The organism is Butyrivibrio hungatei NK4A153 (assembly GCF_000424465.1).
In the GTDB taxonomy this organism is placed as follows: domain Bacteria; phylum Bacillota; class Clostridia; order Lachnospirales; family Lachnospiraceae; genus Butyrivibrio; species Butyrivibrio hungatei_A.
The window spans coordinates 1-19,236 of the sequence record NZ_AUJY01000020.1 but is presented as its reverse complement, the minus strand read 5'-3'; the positions used below and the strand labels follow the sequence as shown (position 1 = coordinate 19,236).

Sequence of the window (19,236 nt, the reverse complement as noted above, 5' to 3'; positions counted from 1 at the left end):
TATGAATATTCTACATTAAAAATATGGACTGAAAATGACCAAACTATTGAAAAATCGTTCATATTTTATACATATATTTGTTTTTAAATTTCTTTAATCCTTCTCCCAATATGGTAAAATTATCTTGAAAAGGAAATCCCTTTGCGGAGGTTCACATATGCGACTGCTTCTTGCTGATGACGAAAAAGAATTATCCAACGCTCTCGTAGCTATATTAAAACACAGCAGCTACACGGTAGATGCTGTCTACAACGGGACGGATGCCTTAGACTACGCACTTACGGGAAACTACGACGGAATAATCCTGGACATTATGATGCCCGGACTTGATGGAACGGAGGTCCTTAAAAAGCTGCGAACCGTAGGAATATCTACTCCCGTTCTTTTTTTGACCGCAAAATCCGAAGTTGATGACCGTATAAAAGGCCTGGATCTTGGCGCCGATGACTACCTGACCAAACCCTTCGACATGGGGGAACTTCTTGCCAGAGTTCGCGCAATGCTTCGAAGGAAATCGGATTTTTCACCGGTCAACCTGACTTGCGGAAATTTGACCCTTGATAGAAACGTATATGAACTGTCCACTCCGAATCACAAGCGGATAAGACTTGCCGGACGCGAATTCCAGATGATGGAAATGCTCATGGATAATCCGGGAAGAATAGTCTCCGTTGATACCTTCATGTCACATATCTGGTCTGACGGTGAAGCCGACGTCAATGTGGTATGGGTTAACATCTCAAACCTTCGAAAAAAGATTCTTTCTCTTCATGCAAACTGCGAAATAAAGGCTTGCAGAGGTGTCGGATATTCAATAAATGAGAAAAAACCAGGTAAACCGGAGCTGTAAGATGGTAAATAAATTAAGAAAAAAATTTGTTATAACCGCAATTTTATCGCTGCTCCTGATTCTTGTTACGATGATCGGCATCATAAATGCCATCAACATGCATCAGGTCGTTTCTGATGCAGACAACATGCTGGCAATCCTCTCATCAAATAACGGATACTTTCCGGCAAAGATTCTTTATAACAAAGCACCGAAAGTCACTTTTTCCAAAAATAATACCGGTTCTTTCGATTGGGACGTGATCAACTCCAATCATTCGACTGAGTCGCCCTTTCAGACACGATATTTCTGGGTAAAAATGGACTCTTATGCCAATACGATCAGGATAAATACCGTGCACATTGCATCCGTCTCTCACGATATCGCAGAGGAATATGCAAAAGACCTGTACTTTTCAAACTCAAGAAAGCTCGGATTTTATCATTCCTACAGATATCTGATATCAGATGCCGAAGACGGCACGAAACTTCTGCTGTTTCTGGATCTTAGTACCGCGATAATAAACGCCAAGCACTTAATGATCCAATCGCTGGCAATCGGCGTACTTGCGCTTATTGCCATGTTTATTCTGGTATTTCTTTTTTCCGGACAGGCTGTTGCACCTGCCGTTGAATCCTTGGAGAAGCAAAAGAGATTTATCACGGATGCAGGCCACGAGCTCAAAACCCCTCTTGCCGTGATATCTGCAAACATCGATGTTCTTGAGCTTGAGCAGGGCAAAAACGAATGGACAACGAGCATACGAAATCAGCTAAAGCGCATGAACAGCCTTGTAAAGAACATGCTGACTCTTTCGAGAATGGACGAAGAGCGCATGCACGTTGTATTTACAGACTTCGACCTTAGCGAAACGCTCAAGGATGCTGCAGTTTCTTTTGAACCGATTGCTGAAGCACAGGAAAAAAACTACAAAATCGATATTCCGGACGGAATACATATTGTAGGTAACAAGAGCTCAATGAACCAGCTCGCCTGCCTGCTTATAGACAACGCTTTTAAATATTCGTCTTCATACGGAAGCATCCACGTGCTGTTGTCTGTGAATAAGCACATTGTCTTTGAAGTTTCCAATACCTGTGATACAATTCCTTACGGTAATCTGGACAGGCTCTTTGATCGTTTCTACAGAGCCGACTTATCAAGAAGCAGGGAAACGGGCGGATACGGCATAGGTCTTTCCGTTGCAAGGGCTATCGCCACTTCCCACAGCGGAACGATCGAAGCGCTTCGAGACGGCGACAAAATAATAAGATTTGTCGTAACGCTTCCGAAACAACAGACCAAAAATACACAAAAGAATAAATAAGGTGCTATGAATACTACACTTAAGATAATACATGAAGATAATGACATTATTGTTTGCCACAAGCCTGCCGGAATGGCGACAGAAGGCGCTACGGTCGGCAAGATGGACCTTGTGAGCAGCATTCGTAATTATCTTGCACGCAAAAACAGAGCGGCCGGCAATACCGGCAAGCCTCCATATGTCGGAACCCTCTACAGACTCGATCAGCCCGTAGAGGGTGTCGTTGTTGTTGCAAAAAATAAAGCGGCAGCCACTTTTATCGCCAAGCAGATAAAAGAACACACCACCGACAAATACTACTATGCCCTTTGCTACGGAAACGTGGCAGACGGCGCCGGACATCTTGAAGATCTTCTTGTAAGAAAACAGAACGATGGCCTGGCGCTCGTAGTGAGTAGAAAGGAGGCAAACTCACTAAAGAACCAGACCATCATCCTGGGTAAGGGCCAAGAACAGCGTATTTTTTCCGGAGAGATAAAGAAAGCTGTTCTCGACTATGAGGTTATGCAAAGAGATGAAAACTCATCGCTTTTGAAAATAAAGCTTCAGACCGGGCGTTTCCACCAGATCAGGGTACAACTTGCTCACATGGGACACCCCATCCTCGGCGATAGGAAATACGGAACAAAAGAGTCCCTTGAGTATTCCGAAAAAGTAGGAAAGACCAACGTGTGTCTTGCCTGCTACCGATTTGGTTTTGTGCATCCTTCGAGCAAGAAAAAAGTGTTTTTCGAGATTACAATTCCTCAGTCTTTGAAGCTATAGACCTTGAACAGATAATCTCCAGATTTCCGTTTCTTTCACGCATTTCGTCGAGCATGCTCTTTGTTGAAGCTTTTGCTCTCAATACTACTTTGTAGCTAAGTCTGTAAAGGCTTCCCATTGCTGTGGTCCTTACTTCCATCAGTTCAGCCTTGTTAGTGTATCTTTCAAATATGTCATCAAATATTCCTTCAAAATCAAGTCCCTCGGGAACTGTGATCTTAAGATATTTTTCACCGTTAGCACCATTAAACATATTAATGTTTGAAAAGATCAGGTTTGCAAGTGTGATAAAAACTACGAAAATCACTGCTATACCGATATATCCCATCCCGGTTGCCAAACCTGCCGCCATTGAAAGGAATATGCTAGTTATCTCTTTTCCCGAACCCGGTGCGGATCTGAAGCGGACAAGTGAGAATGCTCCCGCTACCGCAACTCCCGCTCCGATGTTTCCGTTTACCAACATGATGATAACCTGTACTATCGCCGGTATCAGCGCCAACGCCACTACAAAGCTACCGGTGTAATCATTTTTTATGGTGTACATAAAAGCAATATATACGCCAATTGCCAAAGAACATAGAATAGAGATAATAAATGTCAAACCTGTAATCGTGCCGTTAGGCATTATTGTGCCGAAAACTATGTCTGTCGTTGTCATGCTGTCAATACTCCCTTCAACTTGTCATTATGTCTTTGTCATACTGCTCTACGCAGTGCAACAATCTTAGATTTGTCTTCTTTCTTAGGTATGATACCTTTGTTGGCCATTTCAGTTGTCTGGCCATACATATACTCAAGATATCCTCTTCCGTACTTGGAAAAAGATGTCTTTCTGATATTAAGCTCGTCAAGGATATTAGCCAGTTCAGGAGACATAGCTCCGGCGATCTTAAGCTCCATAAGGTGTTGTCCCGGAAGCAAGATATCATGTCCGGCATTGCCCTCCTTGAGACTAAGCTTATCGGTTCTCCATCTGATATTTGTATCAAATGTGATCCTAAGTTCAGGGTCATTTATCCCCACCATCGCGATACGGTCATACGAAATAACCATCGCAGGTGCAAGCCCCTTGTAATACTTAAGGAAATAGTCTATCTCATTGGAAATCTGAGACTTTTCCTTTGGCTCCTTATGATTCATAAGGTAGTCAACCGCTTCTGAATATGGCATTGAAATTCTTCTTTTGTATACAACTCCCTTAAACTTTTTCTTGATCTCGATAAAAGATGTTGTGTCATCTTTGGCCGTTCCATAACTTCTAAGACGAAGTTTCTCCTTATAAACGGGCTTCTCCAAAGATCTTTCGATCAGTTTAAAGTCAGGTGTATCAAAATAAATGTTCTGGATGGAAGTCTTACCATAGCTGTCCACTTTGGCCATATTCTCAAGCTTTTTCATGAGCTTTGTATATTGCTCATCATCAAGCAGATATTTAACTTCAATTCTTTGAAACACATCTTTGAACCCTGCCATTCCTTCTCCTTTCCGAATGAATTTTTCACCTCCCTAAAAATTTTATTAGCCGAACCTAAAAATAACTTAAAAAAAGAAATAAATGGTTCGCAATCATGTTAATAACCATGTTATAATAAAAGGGAAACATCGGCTGTCTTTTACGGAAAAAGCGAGGTGCCTATGTACAAAAAGGGTGATAAAGTCATTTTACTTGATTACAGCGGAAAGCCCGTTGTTCCCAACATTGTTGCAGTCATAGAAGATGTTTACGGCGATGACAGAGTCAGACTCTTATTGCCTGATAACGGTTGCTGTTTGGAATTTGTCGACAGATTTAAAAAGATCGACGACAAGAAGTACGACCGGATCCTTCACACAGTTAAAGAAAATGAGAAAAATCTTCCGGTAGATCTGCAGTTAGACATTAGAAAATTTGCTGCAAAACATCCCCGCCGCAGAAAAGATGAGATACTGAATATGTTCGACCAGGATAAGCGATATATCTCTATTCTTCAAGCCTATTCAGGCCGTGTAATGATGTATGGAGAAGAGAATATAAATGAACATTTCCTCTATGAATATAATGACGCCGTCAGAGGCATCATTAAGACAAGAACTTTTTTCCATGAACTTGATGAATCAATCCCCATTCCCGACCTGTGATTCGCCGCTGTTTGCTATATACAGCCCCAGTCCCAGACAAATGAACGCATAAGGGGTTGATAATACCTGGGAAAAAGATACCATTCCGTTAAGATAATATGAAACTATAGGGAGCGCGCAGATAATAGCTGCGGGCCCCTTTTCTTTATCGCATTTCTTAAGGCTTGCAAGTACGTAAAAAGCAATAAACAGCATTCCTACAAGTCCCGCTAGTCCACCTTCAATAAGCTCAGTAAGGAAAATACTGTGCGCGTTGGTAAGTCTGTTTTCACCAAACTCATTTATAAGAAGCTCCGCGCGCACAGGCTTTGAATAAGCATATGCGCTAAAGCAGTCTCTTCCCACACCTACAACTTTCCTAAATGAAGGGAGCTCTTTGTACATATCAAGCGTAATGCGCCATATTGTGCCGCGTCCGTTACCCGCAAGATCATCAAATCTTACAATCACATACGCAAGTCCCAATGTTGCTATAATGCAGACGAAAGTCTTGTATATCTTTCTGTATTTTTCGCCACGAAGACTGCTTTCTTCGCTCTCTTTGGAAAGCGATACTATCATGTATAGCAAAAGTCCCACGGTCATGAAGAATATTCCGCCGTTCATATCGCAGATTTTGATTAAGATATTGTCCGAATATGTATATTTTCCGGGAAAAATTCCCAATAAGATCTTTACCTCAAACATGGCAAGGCCAAGGACAAAGAGCTGTATCATAAGCGCCTGCAGTCTCTCTTTTTCATAGAGGCAATACCAGATAAGAAGGCCGTATGTACCGATCAGGGTCAAAAGAGTACTGTCGCTTCCCTGAACAAACAGAGCCATTAAGACAACCACGCTGTAGAAACTCCAAAAGTAGAACTGCTTTCCAAAAAGCTCACGTGTCACGGCAAAGCCAATTCCAAGAGGCACAAATATAGAAAGATATCCCGCATACCAATTGATGTTTCCGACGCACGCCAAAAATGACGGATCTGTACCCGAAACGCTGAGGATATTCACGCCAAAGCGCTCCGCTATAACAAGAATAGCGATAACAAAGGGGGTAAGGAATATCGCAGCAAGAAGATATCCGTTGATAACGATTCCTTCCGAATAGACAAAGCAGAAGAACATCATCAGGATAAACGTGATAAATCCCGTTCGCCATCCTTCAAGTCCCCAGAAACTTACTTTGTGATCAATGGAAACAGCGAGATTGATAAGATTAAGGCAGAGAAATACTTTAAACAGGTTTCGTATCTCCGATTTCTCCACACCTTTTTCGATAAACTCAGAAATGTACGCAAAAATAATAAGCCCCGCAATGGCAGCGCTTATTATCATGTATATATTCCACTTTTCCTCTCCGAGCATATAATACCCGTCCTTCATATAGATAGGAAGGATCGTAGAAAGCATTATCAGATAAAATGTCAAAAGAATCTTTCTATACTGCATAGCACATAATCAAACCTTAAATCTGTAACCAACTCCCCAGATTGTCTCTATATACTGAGGATTTGATGTGTCGTATTCAATCTTCTCACGGATTTTTTTGATATGAACGGTTACCGTTGCGATATCACCGATAGAATCCATGTTCCAGATTTTTCTAAAAAGTTCTTCCTTGGTAAATACGTGGTTGGGGTTCTCAGCAAGGAATGTGAGAAGATCGAACTCTTTTGTGGTAAAGCTCTTTTCCTCATCATCCACATATACTCTTCTTGCAGTCTTGTCGATCTTAAGACCTCTGATCTCAACAAAGTCATTGCTCTCATGTCCCGATCCGACAAGTCTTGAGTATCTTGCCATATGTGCCTTAACACGCGCAACAAGTTCCGAAGGACTGAAAGGCTTTGTGATGTAATCATCTGCTCCAAGTCCCAGTCCTCTTATTTTATCGATGTCATCCTTCTTGGCGGAAACCATGAGGATAGGCACATCTTTCTTTTCCCTTATGTGCTTACAAACTTCGAATCCGTCCATACCCGGAAGCATAAGATCCAGGATAACAAGATCAAACTCCTCAGCAAGTGCCGTGCGAAGTCCCGCATCTCCGGTGTTCTCGATAGCTACCTCAAAGTCGCTAAGTTCCAAATAGTCTTTCTCAAGGTCAGCGATTGCCTCTTCATCCTCAACAATAAGTATTCTGCTCATACACTCTTCTGCCTTTCTTTAAGTATTATGGTCAACTGTAACTGTTTCGGAACCGCCTGCAAATTCAATGTACTTTCTGAGCACGAAATGCATACACGTTCCCTCTCCCTCATGGCTTGTTGCCCATATATATCCGCCATGATCTTCTATGATCTTCTTTACGATAGAAAGACCTATTCCGCTTCCTCCCTGCTTGGAATTTCTGGAAGCATCCGTTCTGTAGAATCTGTCGAAGATATTCGGAATGTCTTTCTGTGCTATACCCTTTCCGTTATCTTCAAGTTCAACGCGGATTGAATCGACTTCGTCCAATATCCTTATGTCGATCTGTCCCGTTCCGTCATCCCTGTCGAGATACTTAACACTGTTGCTCACTATGTTGTTCACAACTCTCTTAAGCTGCTCGGGATCTGCAACTATCTGCGTATCGGGCCCCGTTAAGTTCGAATAATTAAGCTTTATCGACTTGCTCTCAAGGTCTGCACCGATTTCTTCAATACAATCTCCGAAATACTCCGCAACACCCAGCTTTACAAAGTTATACGGAATTCTGTTGTTGTCGATACTGGAGTAAAGAGTCAGCTCATTGATAAGATTATTCATATCATTTGCCTTGTTATAAATAATCTTAACGTACTTGTGCTGCATCTCGGGATTGGCTGCAACGCCTTCCATAAGTCCCTGTGAATATCCTTTTATGGCAGTTATGGGAGTCTTAAGATCGTGAGAAATATTGCTGATAAGCTCCCTGTTCTGCCGTTCTCGTTCTATCTTCTCTTCCGCAGATTCCTTAAGCCTAAGGCGCATGTCCTCGTAGTTTCTGTAGATAGCGCCTATCTCGCCCTTTTCTTTGACATCCGTCGGAAGTATATAATCAAAGTTACCGTCCTTGATGTGCTGCATTGCAATATTAAGCTCATCAATTGGTTTGAAAAAGCTTCTTCCTATCCATGTCGTAAGCAAGATACTCGTAAGTAAAAGTATAATTACTATCGACACGGTCATGTATATAATAAGTGATTTGGGGAATTCTGCTTTTATTCCTGAAATGATATAAAGACTTCCGGGTTCCCCTGTTGAAAAAATAAAATTATACTGTCTTACAAATAATTTGGACTCCGGTAATACATATATGCTGTTAACACTGCTTCCATAACTGAGCTCATCTATTACGCTCTCAGCGGCTTCTGCATTTTCATCAGCAACATAAAAATTAGCATCTCCTCTTTTCACGATTATATATGAATACAAAGAGGCTACTTTCTCATTAATATTCTGAAGTACTTCCGGGTTTTCCAAAATAAAAGGGTGAACAAGTCTCTCCTCTTCTATATCATTTATTAATCTATCCGTTCCCATTGCAAATGCTTCGATTGGGTTTGAAACCATATTGTAATCGACAGACCCTGAATGTTCCTGGGCAGCCTGTTGTTTACGCACAATATACCTTCCACCCATTAAGAACATTCCAAATGCAAGGAAAAGAGGAAATATAACAATCACCACTGAAGTGATAATGAGTTTCGTACGGAATCGCATAATAACCCCCTACTCATTTTTAGTATACCATATTTTGTAAACAAGTGTGCATAAAGGAGGTAATTATAACTCTTAGTCTCGCTTATATATATCCCTTGTATATACCTTATTCATTACATCATCCAGACATGAATCATATCTGTTCGCAATTATCGCTTTGCTCATCTTTTTAAATTTATCAAGATTATTGACTACTTCATTTCCAAAAAAAGTCTCGCCATCTTTAAGTGAAGGCTCATAAATTATTATCTTCACATTTTTTGCCTTGATTCTCTTCATTACGCCCTGAATTGAACTGTGGCGGAAGTTATCGGAACCGGTTTTCATTGTAAGCCTGAATACCCCTACAATAATCTCTTTTTCTTTCTCCTTGTTCCACTCATCATTTGCACTGTATGCACCCGCCAAATCAAGTATCCTGTCAGCAATAAAATCCTTCCTTGTCCTATTACTCTCAACAATTGCTTCGATCATATTCTGCGGAACATCACCATAATTGGCAAGAAGCTGCTTTGTATCCTTCGGCAAACAATAACCGCCGTATCCAAAAGAAGGATTATTATAAAAATCTCCAACTCTCGGATCGGAGCACACGCCATGTATTATCGCTCCCGTATCAAGCCCCTTAAGTTCAGCATATGTATCAAGCTCATTAAAATATGACACCCTAAGAGCCAGATAAGTATTGGTAAATAATTTAACCGCTTCTGCCTCCGTATATTGCATTATAATAATCTCTACATCCTTACTTTCGGCACCATCCTTCAAAAGATTCGCAAATTCATGTGCCTTATCAACAAGCACCGAATCCTCTTTGTCTGTACCAACTATTATCCTGCTCGGATACAGATTGTCATAAAGAGCCTTAGACTCTCTAAGAAACTCAGGACTAAACAATATATTTGAAATATGTTTTCGTCTCTTTATTCTCAAAGTAAAACCGACAGGAACAGTAGACTTTATTACAATAACCGCATCGGGATTGATTTCCATCACTTCCCCTATTATCGACTCTACCGCAGAAGTATCAAAATAATCCCGCTTACTGTCATAATTGGTCGGCGCTGCGATAACCACATAATCAGCATCCTTATATGCATCTATTGCATTCGTTGTTGCGGTAAGATCAAGATTTCCCTTTGCAAGAAACTTTTCTATATACTCATCCCGAACCGGCGATATCCCTTCATTTATAGCTTTTACCTTCCCGGGAAGGACGTCCGTTATAATCACATGATTACTCTGTGAAAGAAGCGTTGCTATACTCATGCCCACATATCCTGCTCCGGCAACAGCAATATTTTTCTTCTCAGACATGAAACTTCCTCCTTGCAATGATTTCATCATTATAATCAGACAATCATTTTCTTACGGCAAGTAATTGCCAGTCCAAAAAAAACCAAAAACTCAGGCAAAGACGAACCCGAAAACGGATAAATGATTCCTTGGAAAATAAATAATAGCGCAAGTAAGATATACCCTTTATCCACCTCTGTACAAACCGGGCTTTTCCAATTGTTTATAAGCTCATTAACAGCAACTGCACCAAGTGCCAGAACGACTATAAGCCCAAATGCTCCATAAATCATCAATATATTCCACAACTCACCTGTTGCACTATTTGCAGAATTTATAATACTTGTAAAAAAGCCCGATATAGCCTTTCCGCCTGCGAGACTCGAAATACTTCCTACCCTTGTCCCATATGTAAATGCTATACATATCGCTATCAGAACCAAAAGGATTGACCTTCTGTACCATTTAGAGAATCTTACAAGTACCGTATGATCCTCATCGTATTCCTTCGGAATCTTGTCCCAGTAGCTTGTAACGGCAAGTCCCGCCACAGCAATCAATATATCAATATATATGCTATACTCAAGATCAAACGTCTTATTAATTCCCTTTGCCTCAAAATATGACAAAAGCGGTGCATTTGAAGCACAAAACGCATATACAAAAAGAATTATCATATTCCGCTTAATGAAACTCTGAATCGGGCGCCTGATAAACTGTAGAAATAATATAAACATCAACATTGTCATAAATGCCAGCATATCGCCATATAAAAACAAAAGAATAAATCCCAATACAGAATAAACAAGATATACTTTCTGTTTCTGCGCATCATCCTCAGAAACATACAAAAATGCACTTACCGCGCATATAAGCAATAACGCAGTGATATTTCCGGCACTATTATCCAGCAGAGCTTCAGCTCCGATTATCGTAGCCGCACCTGTGAAAACATACCTGTATATACTCAAAAAAATCAATGTATATGAAGCCAGTAAAATCTGCAGATAATACTTTCCGACAGGCTTAATATAATACATACAAAAAGGCACTAAAAACATAAGCATGTAGTAATATGTACGCGAAACTTCTCCCCCGTCCATTATGGGCTGTATGATAAAACAAATAAGAACAAGCGCAAAAGCCCCGATAATAATAAACCTTTTCTCGCCCTGTAAGCGATCCTTTAGACTTCCCTTTATAATAAACTTCCTGCCACACCACAGCGACATTATCGCTACCACAACTCCAAAAAGGATATCCTTCACAGATACCCCCATAAATTTGATAACATCAGCTTCATACATATATAACGGAAACAAGAATAACAGCACGCGAGCCATATAATCGACCAAATAATCCGAACCATCTATAGGCTCCGGATTTATCGCGATGCTCACCTTTTTTCTAAACTCTTTGTCTGATAACTTTTCTTTGACTTTTCTTAATTTTTCTGTCAGCGTCTTATCCATTCGCATTTGTCTCGCTTGCCTTTTCCTTAGATGCTTCTGCATTACGTCTTATTCCACTGAAAACAACATAAGATGTTACCGAAACAATCAAGAGAATAATGATCATCCTCCAAATTCTGGCATTCCTTACAGCCTTCATCTGAGCTACATACGACTCCGTCCACGCTTTGTCAATCTGAGCCTGTTCCTGTAATTCCTGCGCAGTTTCACTGTTTTGTAGTTCTACAAGGTTACTACTGTTATCCTTCTTAATATATAATTCGTCACCTTTATATACTATATGCACCCATCCTGATTCTTCTCCAACTACCAATACCGTGCTACCGGCACTTACCGTAACCTTCTTACCCGTAGTACTCTTTGAATCATATGCATCAGTATTTGCAGAAACAGACTGCATTTCGCCTGTCAGCTGTTCAGAAGCACATACCTCATATCCTGTAAAATAAAACATACTTACCAATATCATAAACGCCGTTACAATTCGTATATTTCTATAAATAATCTTTCGCATACTCATTTTATCCTCTTTAGAACCTCTCTCTCTTCTGTAAATAACGGTGCTTCCATTCGTGGTTCACGACCGTACTCAATACTCTTAACATGGAACTGAACATCCTGAAGGATACGCCTATTCGATGCTATAGTATCTGCCAGTATTCCGATTACAAAAATAAGAAATCCTATGATTATCAACGTGCACCCAAGTATCAGAGACTGGATATGTCCTCCGCTTCGTCCTACCGAAACATAATACAAAAACCTTACTCCAATTCCTGTTCCAATGAAAATAAAAGGCAGACTTATAAGCGTAAAAGCCTTAAGCGGCTTATACATAACATATGCCCGTAAAATTGTGAGTATAGATTTCTTGACATATCCCCACATACTCTTAAAAAGCCTTGAAGGACGCAGTTCCGCATTAGTCCTTATCGGAACACTCATCATAGGGATATTCTCTCTTCCCGCCTGCACAATAGTCTCAAGTGTATATGTATAATCATTTACTACATTGAGCTTCATGGCAGCTTCTCTGGAAAATGCCCTGAATCCGCTCGGCGCATCGGGAACATTTGTATTGGAAGCCCGCCTTACAGACCAGCTTCCCAAATGCTGAAGTTTCTTCTTGATATACGAAAAATGCTCGGTCTCATCAATAGGTCTTGCGCCTATTACCATATCCGCATCTCCGTTTAAGATAGGACGCACGATTTTCTCAATATCCGCGCCCTTATACTGATCGTCAGCGTCTGTATTAACAATAATATCGGCACCGCATCGAAGACATCCGTCAAGTCCGGCAATAAATCCCTTGGCAAGTCCCTGATTTTGTTTGAAGTTAACAATATGGTCAACTCCCCATCTCTTGGCGACTTCCACAGTATTATCCCGGCTTCCGTCATTGATGATGAGATACTCTATCTCATCAATCCCGTCAATATGCGTAGGAAGGTCATTTAATGCGACTTCCAACGTCTCTGCTTCGTTATAACATGGTATCTGGATTATTAGCTTCATCAGTTCACCTCTCTGAAATGTTGTAGTACAAATCAAAATGTCCTGACTCCCAATATTTTTCGTAGATACTTGAAAGCTTATCCTTTAACCCACTCTCAAAATCTACCAAAACCATACTATCCTTAGAAATATCACTTATATCAAAGCTATCATCAACATATACAACATGTATATGCTCATCTCGCAGTCTCATCTGGACGGTATCTATATACTCAAGCCCGCCCTCATATAACAGTATTATATCACCATTATGCCCGTTATTGCGTAAATTTGTTATTTCATCAGCAACCTGGATATCTCCATAAATATACGACTGGCATATATATATCAGATGATTGCAGGCATGATATGAAAGTCCTATCAGAAGCAAATACGCAATACAGATGTTAATAGCATTTCCCTTCTTTTTGTAAAAATATATTCCTATAATGATCACGCCAATAATAATAAGCGTAAAAACTATACTCATTATTATTACGCGGATAGGATGAAAATCATCTCTATTGAGAAAATAGCTCATCCCTATCATCATCATTACATGCGGATCATTCATCCCAACTTCATTAGCTGAAACTATAACAATAGACGCAATGCCACTTGCCATAATGATACCGGCCGCGATAACAAGTTTTCTGATATAGTTATCTCTCGTTAATAACTCATATACTCCTATCATTGCCATTATCGGCACTACAAACTCAAAGTATCTTCCGTGCAAAAAAAGGTCAAATCTATTATTAATACGATCCGCACTGTTCATCAGAAAAATGCACATTACCATGAACTGCATGAATGATGCTGTAAGAATAAAAAAAGCTTTTAAATCTTTTTTTATAGTCTTTCTGATTAGCGCATATATTCCTATATATGCAGTTCCAAAAGTTGCGCATCCAAGGTAAAGGATTTTTCCAATCATGCTTGCGAAAAATCTGCCAATTCCTGCAAAACTAAATATTTCTTGTACTCTGGTAACCTGCCCTGAATAATCATTAATATATGTTTTGTCAGCTGTCCCACTTGAATATAACTTATTTATGACATTATCCTTGATACTAAAACAAATGATAAAGCCAATAAGCAGTACAATCGCTGCAAAAACCGTAGCTGGCAACACTCTATTATCTGACCTCTTAATCCCTATAAATGCGACGACCATCATTGTTATTCCAGCCGCAGCAAGTATCCCTACAGCTCTCATATGAACCGAGTAGATGTAGATTGAAGCGAGTGCGATTATAATACCCCTTATAATTGAAGGCTTCTCAATATACAAAATCATAAAGTACACAACAACTGTATAACAGAAGAAAAGAAGCCCCTCTGTCATAGTCATCTGTGTATAAAATACCCACGGCGAATACAGTACCGTCATTCCGGCCAAAATAATCTGCAAAAGCTTAGTTGTATCCGCAAAAAGTTTTTTTGCTATTCTACACAGAATAAAAAAGGAAGTAATCTGCAGTAAAAGATTAACTACCACAGCCGCCCTATATGCAATTATAGAATCTGAGAATAACTTCAAAATAGGAATAAGGATCAGAGAATATCCAAATGAATAAAAAGAACTGATAGAACACACTTCGCTGAAATCATATCCAAGGAATCCTGCAGCACTTGCCCAATAGCCAAATTCGTCAGGAAAAAGAGAAAACCCAAATATTCCCTGAATACCATACATACATAGACAAACAAGAGCCAGAACAATAACCGCCACCATTAGGATACTATCATGCCTATTCTCTTCTTTACCCATACGTCCCCCAACTTACCGGTAAATAAATAGCGGGAAATGGCTCATAAGAGTCATTTCCCGGCCAAATGTTTTATTCCTTGTTATTTTACGAGCAGTCCATATCCTGCAAGTCCACCTGTAATTTCGAATGTAGCTCTGCCATTCTCAACTGTTACAGGGATAATCTGAATAGCTCCACCGGGAGCAACTCTTACGATAAAATAGGTCTTGTTAGGATCAAAATTCTTGATTCCGATTGTCACAGGAACAGTTACGCCATCAGGAAGAGATGTGAACTTACCGCCTGTAAGCTTACCAAGGTCAACATTGATACCGCCTACAACCGTTCCTCCAACAGTAGCAGCCGCAGCGTCAAAACTTGCATAAACGGCAGGGCTGGATTTACGCTCAACTGTATATGCCCTTACGAAAGGTGTCTCATTGCCTGCAAGACTAGCTTTTGACTTAATCGCACCAACGCCCTCTCTGATTGCAATTCCGGCAATCGGAGAAGCGGGAGCAACGAAGAACGCACCCGGAAGCTCATTCTTAACTACAGCTCCGCCAACAGCAACCTGACTGGTTGTAGCAACCTGAGCGGTTGAAGTCTCTTCATTACTCGAAGAATCCTTACTGCTCGATGAATCCTTTGATGAAGAAGCCTTAGAAGCTTCTGTTGCACTTACCGTTGTAGCTTTCGATGAGCTGCCGGCACTCGTTGAACCTGACGGTGCACTTGCCGAATCAGTAGCTCCTACAGTAAGTGGCATAATAAGCATTGTTGCCGTCATAGTTACTGCTAGAATCTTTCTTACCAACTTAGTATTCATAACACTATGTCTCCCTTCATAAATCATTCTTTTTTGAATGTTTCTACGAAATTATGCAAACCAATACTTCAAGCTAAAAACAATTATAACACAAAAACCCACTATCAATAAAACGTATATAAATATTTTTATAAAAAAAATATAAAATAATAGCACACACTGTGTAGTTTGAACTATAAGCAACCATTCCGATTTGATTATTCTATTTATGGTGACCTCCCTTTGTATGTGGTAATCCCTAAATCCACATTGCTACAAATGTGAGGTCACTTCATATTATCTATAGACACCAAAAATGTTGTCTACTGGTTTAATTAGGCAACACAAGTATGACACTAAAAATATATTCTGTAATTCAGATTCATTATACGGTATTTATGGGAGATTATTGAATCCACCAGAAAATTTAGTGTCACGCGGCAAATTAACTTTCCATCCGCCCGCAATTCCAACGCATATTAAAATCGTTTTTTTTGTTTCTTATCTATCACTATCGTGCTGTTTTTTACGGCACGCTTTTTTCTTGTATCTGTAGTCTTAATACTGTATAGTTTTTCCTGTTGTTTATTGACTAAATAAAAAGAGGAAGAACCCATCCGACCAAAGATCCGTTCTCCCTCATAACCAAACTTAAGCGCTGTAAACAGGTCCTGTGCAGGATCTAAGTCCTAATTAATGGTTGCCTGTGCATAAACAGTCATCTTAAGAATCGCCTTGTTATGATACGAGAGAATCAATTAAAATGCAACCTTATCCGACAAAAAAATTCAACAAAAACTCTGTTTGATTCTTTTATGACATCGTTCAAGCCAAAGAAAACAAAGTGTCCTTCATGCGGGCGTACCGGCGATTGCAATAGCTTTGCCAAGTATAATCGTTATGTTGTGGACTTTATAAAGGGCAAGCCCGTCTCATCTACGATTGAGATTGTACGTGTAAAGTGTTCCTGTGGCTGTACGCATGCCATTCTTCCAGATCCTATAATCCCATATGATTCTTATAGTCTTTTCTTCATCCTCCGTGTTCTCACAGAATACGCCATGAAGCGTTATACCGTTTCAAATCTCTGTGATCGCTTTGGGATTTCTCCATCAACACTCTATCGCTGGAAAGATCTCTATAAAAAACATCGGCTTGAATGGCAAGGGCTTTTAAAAACTTTAGAGCAGACCTTCTTTGCTTCATTGGTGGAGCTCGCCTTTCTTGCTCCATACTCCTCCCATGCATTGTCTTTTTTGCAGAAAACAGGCATGTCTTTTTTGCAATCACACAAAAATCCAACGCACTTGCCGCGGAGCAAATCTCCTCCGGATTTCAATTGCCCGTAATCACACGACACGGGAATGGTAATCCCCTCTTGCCTCATCTATGATGCAACCATAGGAGGTAAAGAATTATGAACGATACAAAAAAACTATCAACTGCAACTGAGATTGCTCAATTCCGTTTCGCTCTGATTGCCCCGGTGATCCAGGGTCTGTTTCCTGACGCCTCAAGAACAGCTTATTACAAAAGAGTAACGGAAAAGCCGCTCACTTTTCCGGATGGCACCGTAAAAGAAATCAAATATAAAACCCTCGAAAAGTGGGTATCAAACTACCAGCGTTATGGCTACGATGCTCTGTTGCCATCTGAACGTTGCGATAAAGGATGCACCCGTGTACTCACAGACACTGCAATAGAAGAGATTTTTCGTCTCAAACAAGACTTCCCCCGGCTAAACGCTACTCAGATTCATGCGCAGCTCATACAGAACGGATTCATTCCTGCAACTGTAAACGTCTGCTCTGTACAACGCTTTATCAAGAACAATGATCTAAAATCTGCCCGCAACCCAAATATTCGAGACCGCAAAGCTTTTGAGGAAGACTCATTCGGGAAGATGTGGCAAACAGATACCTGCTACTTCCCTTACATAACAGAGGACGGAAAATCACATCGTGTCTATGCCATATGTATCATTGACGATCATTCAAGACTTATAGTCGGCGGAAAACTCTTTTACAATGACTCTGCCGCAAACTTCCAGTCTGTATTCAAGAATGCTGTCGCAACATACGGAATTCCTGCTAAGCTTTACACCGATAACGGCGGCCCTTATTCGAACGACCAGCTTTCTCTAATCTGTGGCTCTATCGGTACCGTTCTCCTTCATACAAAAGTTCGCGACGGTGCAAGCAAAGCCAAAATAGAAAGATTTTGGAGAACCACCAAAGAGCGTTGGCTCTATGGACTCGATATGGATTCCATTTCATCCCTTGAGGAGTTCAATACACTTTTTGCTGAATATATTCGCAGCTACAATACAACACTCCATACAGGCATAAACTGTACTCCTTTTGAAAGGTATCAGGCTTCAGTAAAAAATGTTCAGTCCCCCAAGTCCCGCGAATGGCTTGATGAATGCTTCTTAAACCGTATCATTCGTAAGGTGCGAAAAGATGCAACTGTTTCCTTCGGAAAAGTATCCTATGACGTCCCAATGCAGTTCATTGACATGAAAGTCGAGATACGTTTTCGTCCGGGAGAAATGGATTCTGCGTTCATCCTTTTCGAAAAAGAGCATTATCCGATACGTCCTACGAACAAAGTTGAGAACTGTCATACAAAACGCAACAATGGTCCCACCATTGATTATTCGAAGTTAGGAGATTCCAATGTATAATGACTATTATTCACTTGCATTCAACCCTTTTGACAAACAACAGATTTCTGAAAAAGACTGTTTTCGTTCAAAGGATTTCGATGAAATGACGTCAAGACTCAATGTCTTAAAAGATGTCCGTGGAATCGGGCTTTTTACCGCAAGCCCAGGGATGGGAAAATCTTACTGCCTGCGTTGTTTTGCAAAAAGCCTCAATCCAAATCTTCACCATATGGAATACATCTGTCTTTCAACAATCAGCGTTGCCGACTTTTATAAACAGCTCTGTATAATCCTGGGTGTTAGTGAAAAAGGTGGCAAAACCGCCATGTTTAAAGCCATCCAAGAACAGATCTACTATCTGTACCACGAAAAACGGCAACCGCTCCTTCTTGCCATAGATGAAGCGCAGTATCTTTCAAACGGAATCTTTAATGACATCAAGATGCTGATGAATTACGGCTACGATTCCGTCAACTGCTTCACACTCATCCTTTGTGGAGAATCTCATTTAAATGACATACTCCGCAAGCAGATCCACGAAGCTCTCCGTCAAAGGATAACTATACACTATAATTATCAAGGGCTTACAGATGATGAAGTAATGAGTTATGTCGTTCACAAGTTGAACTGCGCCGGAAGCTCTAAAGCAATAATCGACGAATCGGCACTCCGCGCCGTGGCAAGCCATACACATGGAAATCCAAGGCTGATCGATAATCTTATGAGCGATGCTCTTGTAATCGGTTCCCAGCAGGATAAAAAAAGTATTGATACTGATATAATCCTTGCTGCTGTAAACAATCAGAATCTCGGATAAGGTATTAAATTTTCAATGAGCAAGGCTGTGGTTTCCGCAGCCTTATTTCAATAAAGGATTTTTCCTATGCTGAAATAAACCCGCGAATAGCGTGCCGCTACACCGTCAGAATCATGCTGTTAGCGAAAAGACTGCGCCGTTCAAGCGGAGAAATCGCAGAAATCAATTTGCAATAACCCCCGCTCTCAATTCGCCGTTTGACAA

The 19,236-nt window shown here is 40.5% G+C and carries 18 protein-coding genes; 7 read left to right on the top strand and 11 right to left on the bottom strand.

The features are described 5' to 3' along the window. The first annotated feature begins 157 nt into the window (after window positions 1-157). Genes G628_RS0108895 through G628_RS0108885 form a run of 3 tightly spaced genes read left to right on the top strand, consistent with a single transcriptional unit; the run spans window position 158 to window position 2,921 of the window. A complete protein-coding gene (locus G628_RS0108895; protein ID WP_026656253.1) occupies window positions 158-850 on the top strand; it encodes a response regulator transcription factor in 693 nt (230 codons plus the stop codon). A gap of 1 nt (window position 851) precedes the next feature. Continuing rightward, window positions 852-2,156 (top strand): sensor histidine kinase, encoded by a 1,305-nt coding sequence (locus G628_RS16915; RefSeq protein ID WP_051199117.1) that lies wholly within the window; start codon window positions 852-854, stop codon window positions 2,154-2,156. A gap of 6 nt (window positions 2,157-2,162) precedes the next feature. Then, on the top strand, window positions 2,163-2,921 hold the full coding sequence (locus G628_RS0108885; protein WP_027208968.1) for an RluA family pseudouridine synthase: 759 nt from the start codon (window positions 2,163-2,165) through the stop codon (window positions 2,919-2,921). Here the strand turns inward: G628_RS0108885 and G628_RS0108880 are convergent. Further along, the gene (locus G628_RS0108880) at window positions 2,893-3,582 is read right to left on the bottom strand and encodes a DUF4956 domain-containing protein (RefSeq protein ID WP_034462115.1); all 690 of its coding nucleotides are present in this window, start codon (window positions 3,580-3,582) and stop codon (window positions 2,893-2,895) included. The two genes, G628_RS0108885 and G628_RS0108880, sit on opposite strands and share 29 nt — an antisense overlap. 38 nt (window positions 3,583-3,620) lie before the next feature. Beyond that, window positions 3,621-4,397 (bottom strand): polyphosphate polymerase domain-containing protein, encoded by a 777-nt coding sequence (locus G628_RS0108875; protein WP_026667327.1) that lies wholly within the window; start codon window positions 4,395-4,397, stop codon window positions 3,621-3,623. 162 nt (window positions 4,398-4,559) lie between these two features. Between G628_RS0108875 and G628_RS0108870 the strand changes: the two genes are divergently transcribed. Further along, entirely contained in the window at window positions 4,560-5,042 is a 483-nt protein-coding gene (locus G628_RS0108870; RefSeq protein WP_026656258.1) for a hypothetical protein, read from the top strand. Here the strand turns inward: G628_RS0108870 and G628_RS0108865 are convergent. From G628_RS0108865 to G628_RS0108825, 9 genes are all read right to left on the bottom strand, one after another. After that, entirely contained in the window at window positions 5,019-6,482 is a 1,464-nt protein-coding gene (locus G628_RS0108865) for an O-antigen ligase family protein (RefSeq protein ID WP_027208967.1), read from the bottom strand. The genes G628_RS0108870 and G628_RS0108865 overlap by 24 nt on opposite strands. Before the next feature lie 9 nt (window positions 6,483-6,491). Then, entirely contained in the window at window positions 6,492-7,181 is a 690-nt protein-coding gene (locus G628_RS0108860) for a response regulator transcription factor (RefSeq protein WP_026656260.1), read from the bottom strand. Window positions 7,182-7,199: 18 nt separating this feature from the next. Then, a complete protein-coding gene (locus G628_RS16910) occupies window positions 7,200-8,621 on the bottom strand; it encodes a HAMP domain-containing sensor histidine kinase (protein ID WP_330365459.1) in 1,422 nt (473 codons plus the stop codon). 171 nt (window positions 8,622-8,792) lie between these two features. Then, window positions 8,793-10,037, bottom strand: a complete 1,245-nt coding sequence (locus tag G628_RS0108850; protein ID WP_027208966.1) for a nucleotide sugar dehydrogenase — start codon at window positions 10,035-10,037, stop codon at window positions 8,793-8,795. 35 nt (window positions 10,038-10,072) lie between these two features. Continuing rightward, the gene (locus G628_RS0108845) at window positions 10,073-11,488 is read right to left on the bottom strand and encodes a hypothetical protein (RefSeq protein WP_027208965.1); all 1,416 of its coding nucleotides are present in this window, start codon (window positions 11,486-11,488) and stop codon (window positions 10,073-10,075) included. Continuing rightward, a complete protein-coding gene (locus G628_RS0108840) occupies window positions 11,481-12,008 on the bottom strand; it encodes a hypothetical protein (RefSeq protein WP_027208964.1) in 528 nt (175 codons plus the stop codon). Before G628_RS0108840 ends, G628_RS0108845 begins: the two co-directional genes overlap by 8 nt. Further along, complete coding sequence (locus G628_RS16905) at window positions 12,005-13,006, bottom strand: glycosyltransferase family 2 protein (RefSeq protein WP_051199116.1); 1,002 nt, start codon at window positions 13,004-13,006, stop codon at window positions 12,005-12,007. The genes G628_RS0108840 and G628_RS16905 overlap by 4 nt, the downstream gene beginning before the upstream one ends. Before the next feature lie 4 nt (window positions 13,007-13,010). Further along, on the bottom strand, window positions 13,011-14,759 hold the full coding sequence (locus tag G628_RS0108830) for a hypothetical protein (protein WP_027208963.1): 1,749 nt from the start codon (window positions 14,757-14,759) through the stop codon (window positions 13,011-13,013). Window positions 14,760-14,839: 80 nt separating this feature from the next. After that, window positions 14,840-15,568, bottom strand: a complete 729-nt coding sequence (locus tag G628_RS0108825) for a hypothetical protein (RefSeq protein ID WP_027208962.1) — start codon at window positions 15,566-15,568, stop codon at window positions 14,840-14,842. A gap of 794 nt (window positions 15,569-16,362) precedes the next feature. Between G628_RS0108825 and G628_RS18505 the strand changes: the two genes are divergently transcribed. The 3 genes from G628_RS18505 to G628_RS0108810 all read left to right on the top strand — a co-directional run bounded on the left by G628_RS18505 (window position 16,363) and on the right by G628_RS0108810 (window position 19,032). Further along, window positions 16,363-16,896 carry a DUF6431 domain-containing protein gene (locus tag G628_RS18505; RefSeq protein WP_196803722.1) on the top strand — a complete coding sequence of 178 codons (534 nt, stop codon included), beginning with the start codon at window positions 16,363-16,365 and terminating at the stop codon, window positions 16,894-16,896. A 68-nt stretch (window positions 16,897-16,964) separates the two neighbouring features. Beyond that, the gene (locus G628_RS0108815) at window positions 16,965-18,233 is read left to right on the top strand and encodes a DDE-type integrase/transposase/recombinase (protein ID WP_242827193.1); all 1,269 of its coding nucleotides are present in this window, start codon (window positions 16,965-16,967) and stop codon (window positions 18,231-18,233) included. Continuing rightward, window positions 18,226-19,032 (top strand): ExeA family protein, encoded by an 807-nt coding sequence (locus G628_RS0108810; protein ID WP_027208793.1) that lies wholly within the window; start codon window positions 18,226-18,228, stop codon window positions 19,030-19,032. The genes G628_RS0108815 and G628_RS0108810 overlap by 8 nt, the downstream gene beginning before the upstream one ends. The last annotated feature ends 204 nt before the right edge of the window (window positions 19,033-19,236 follow it).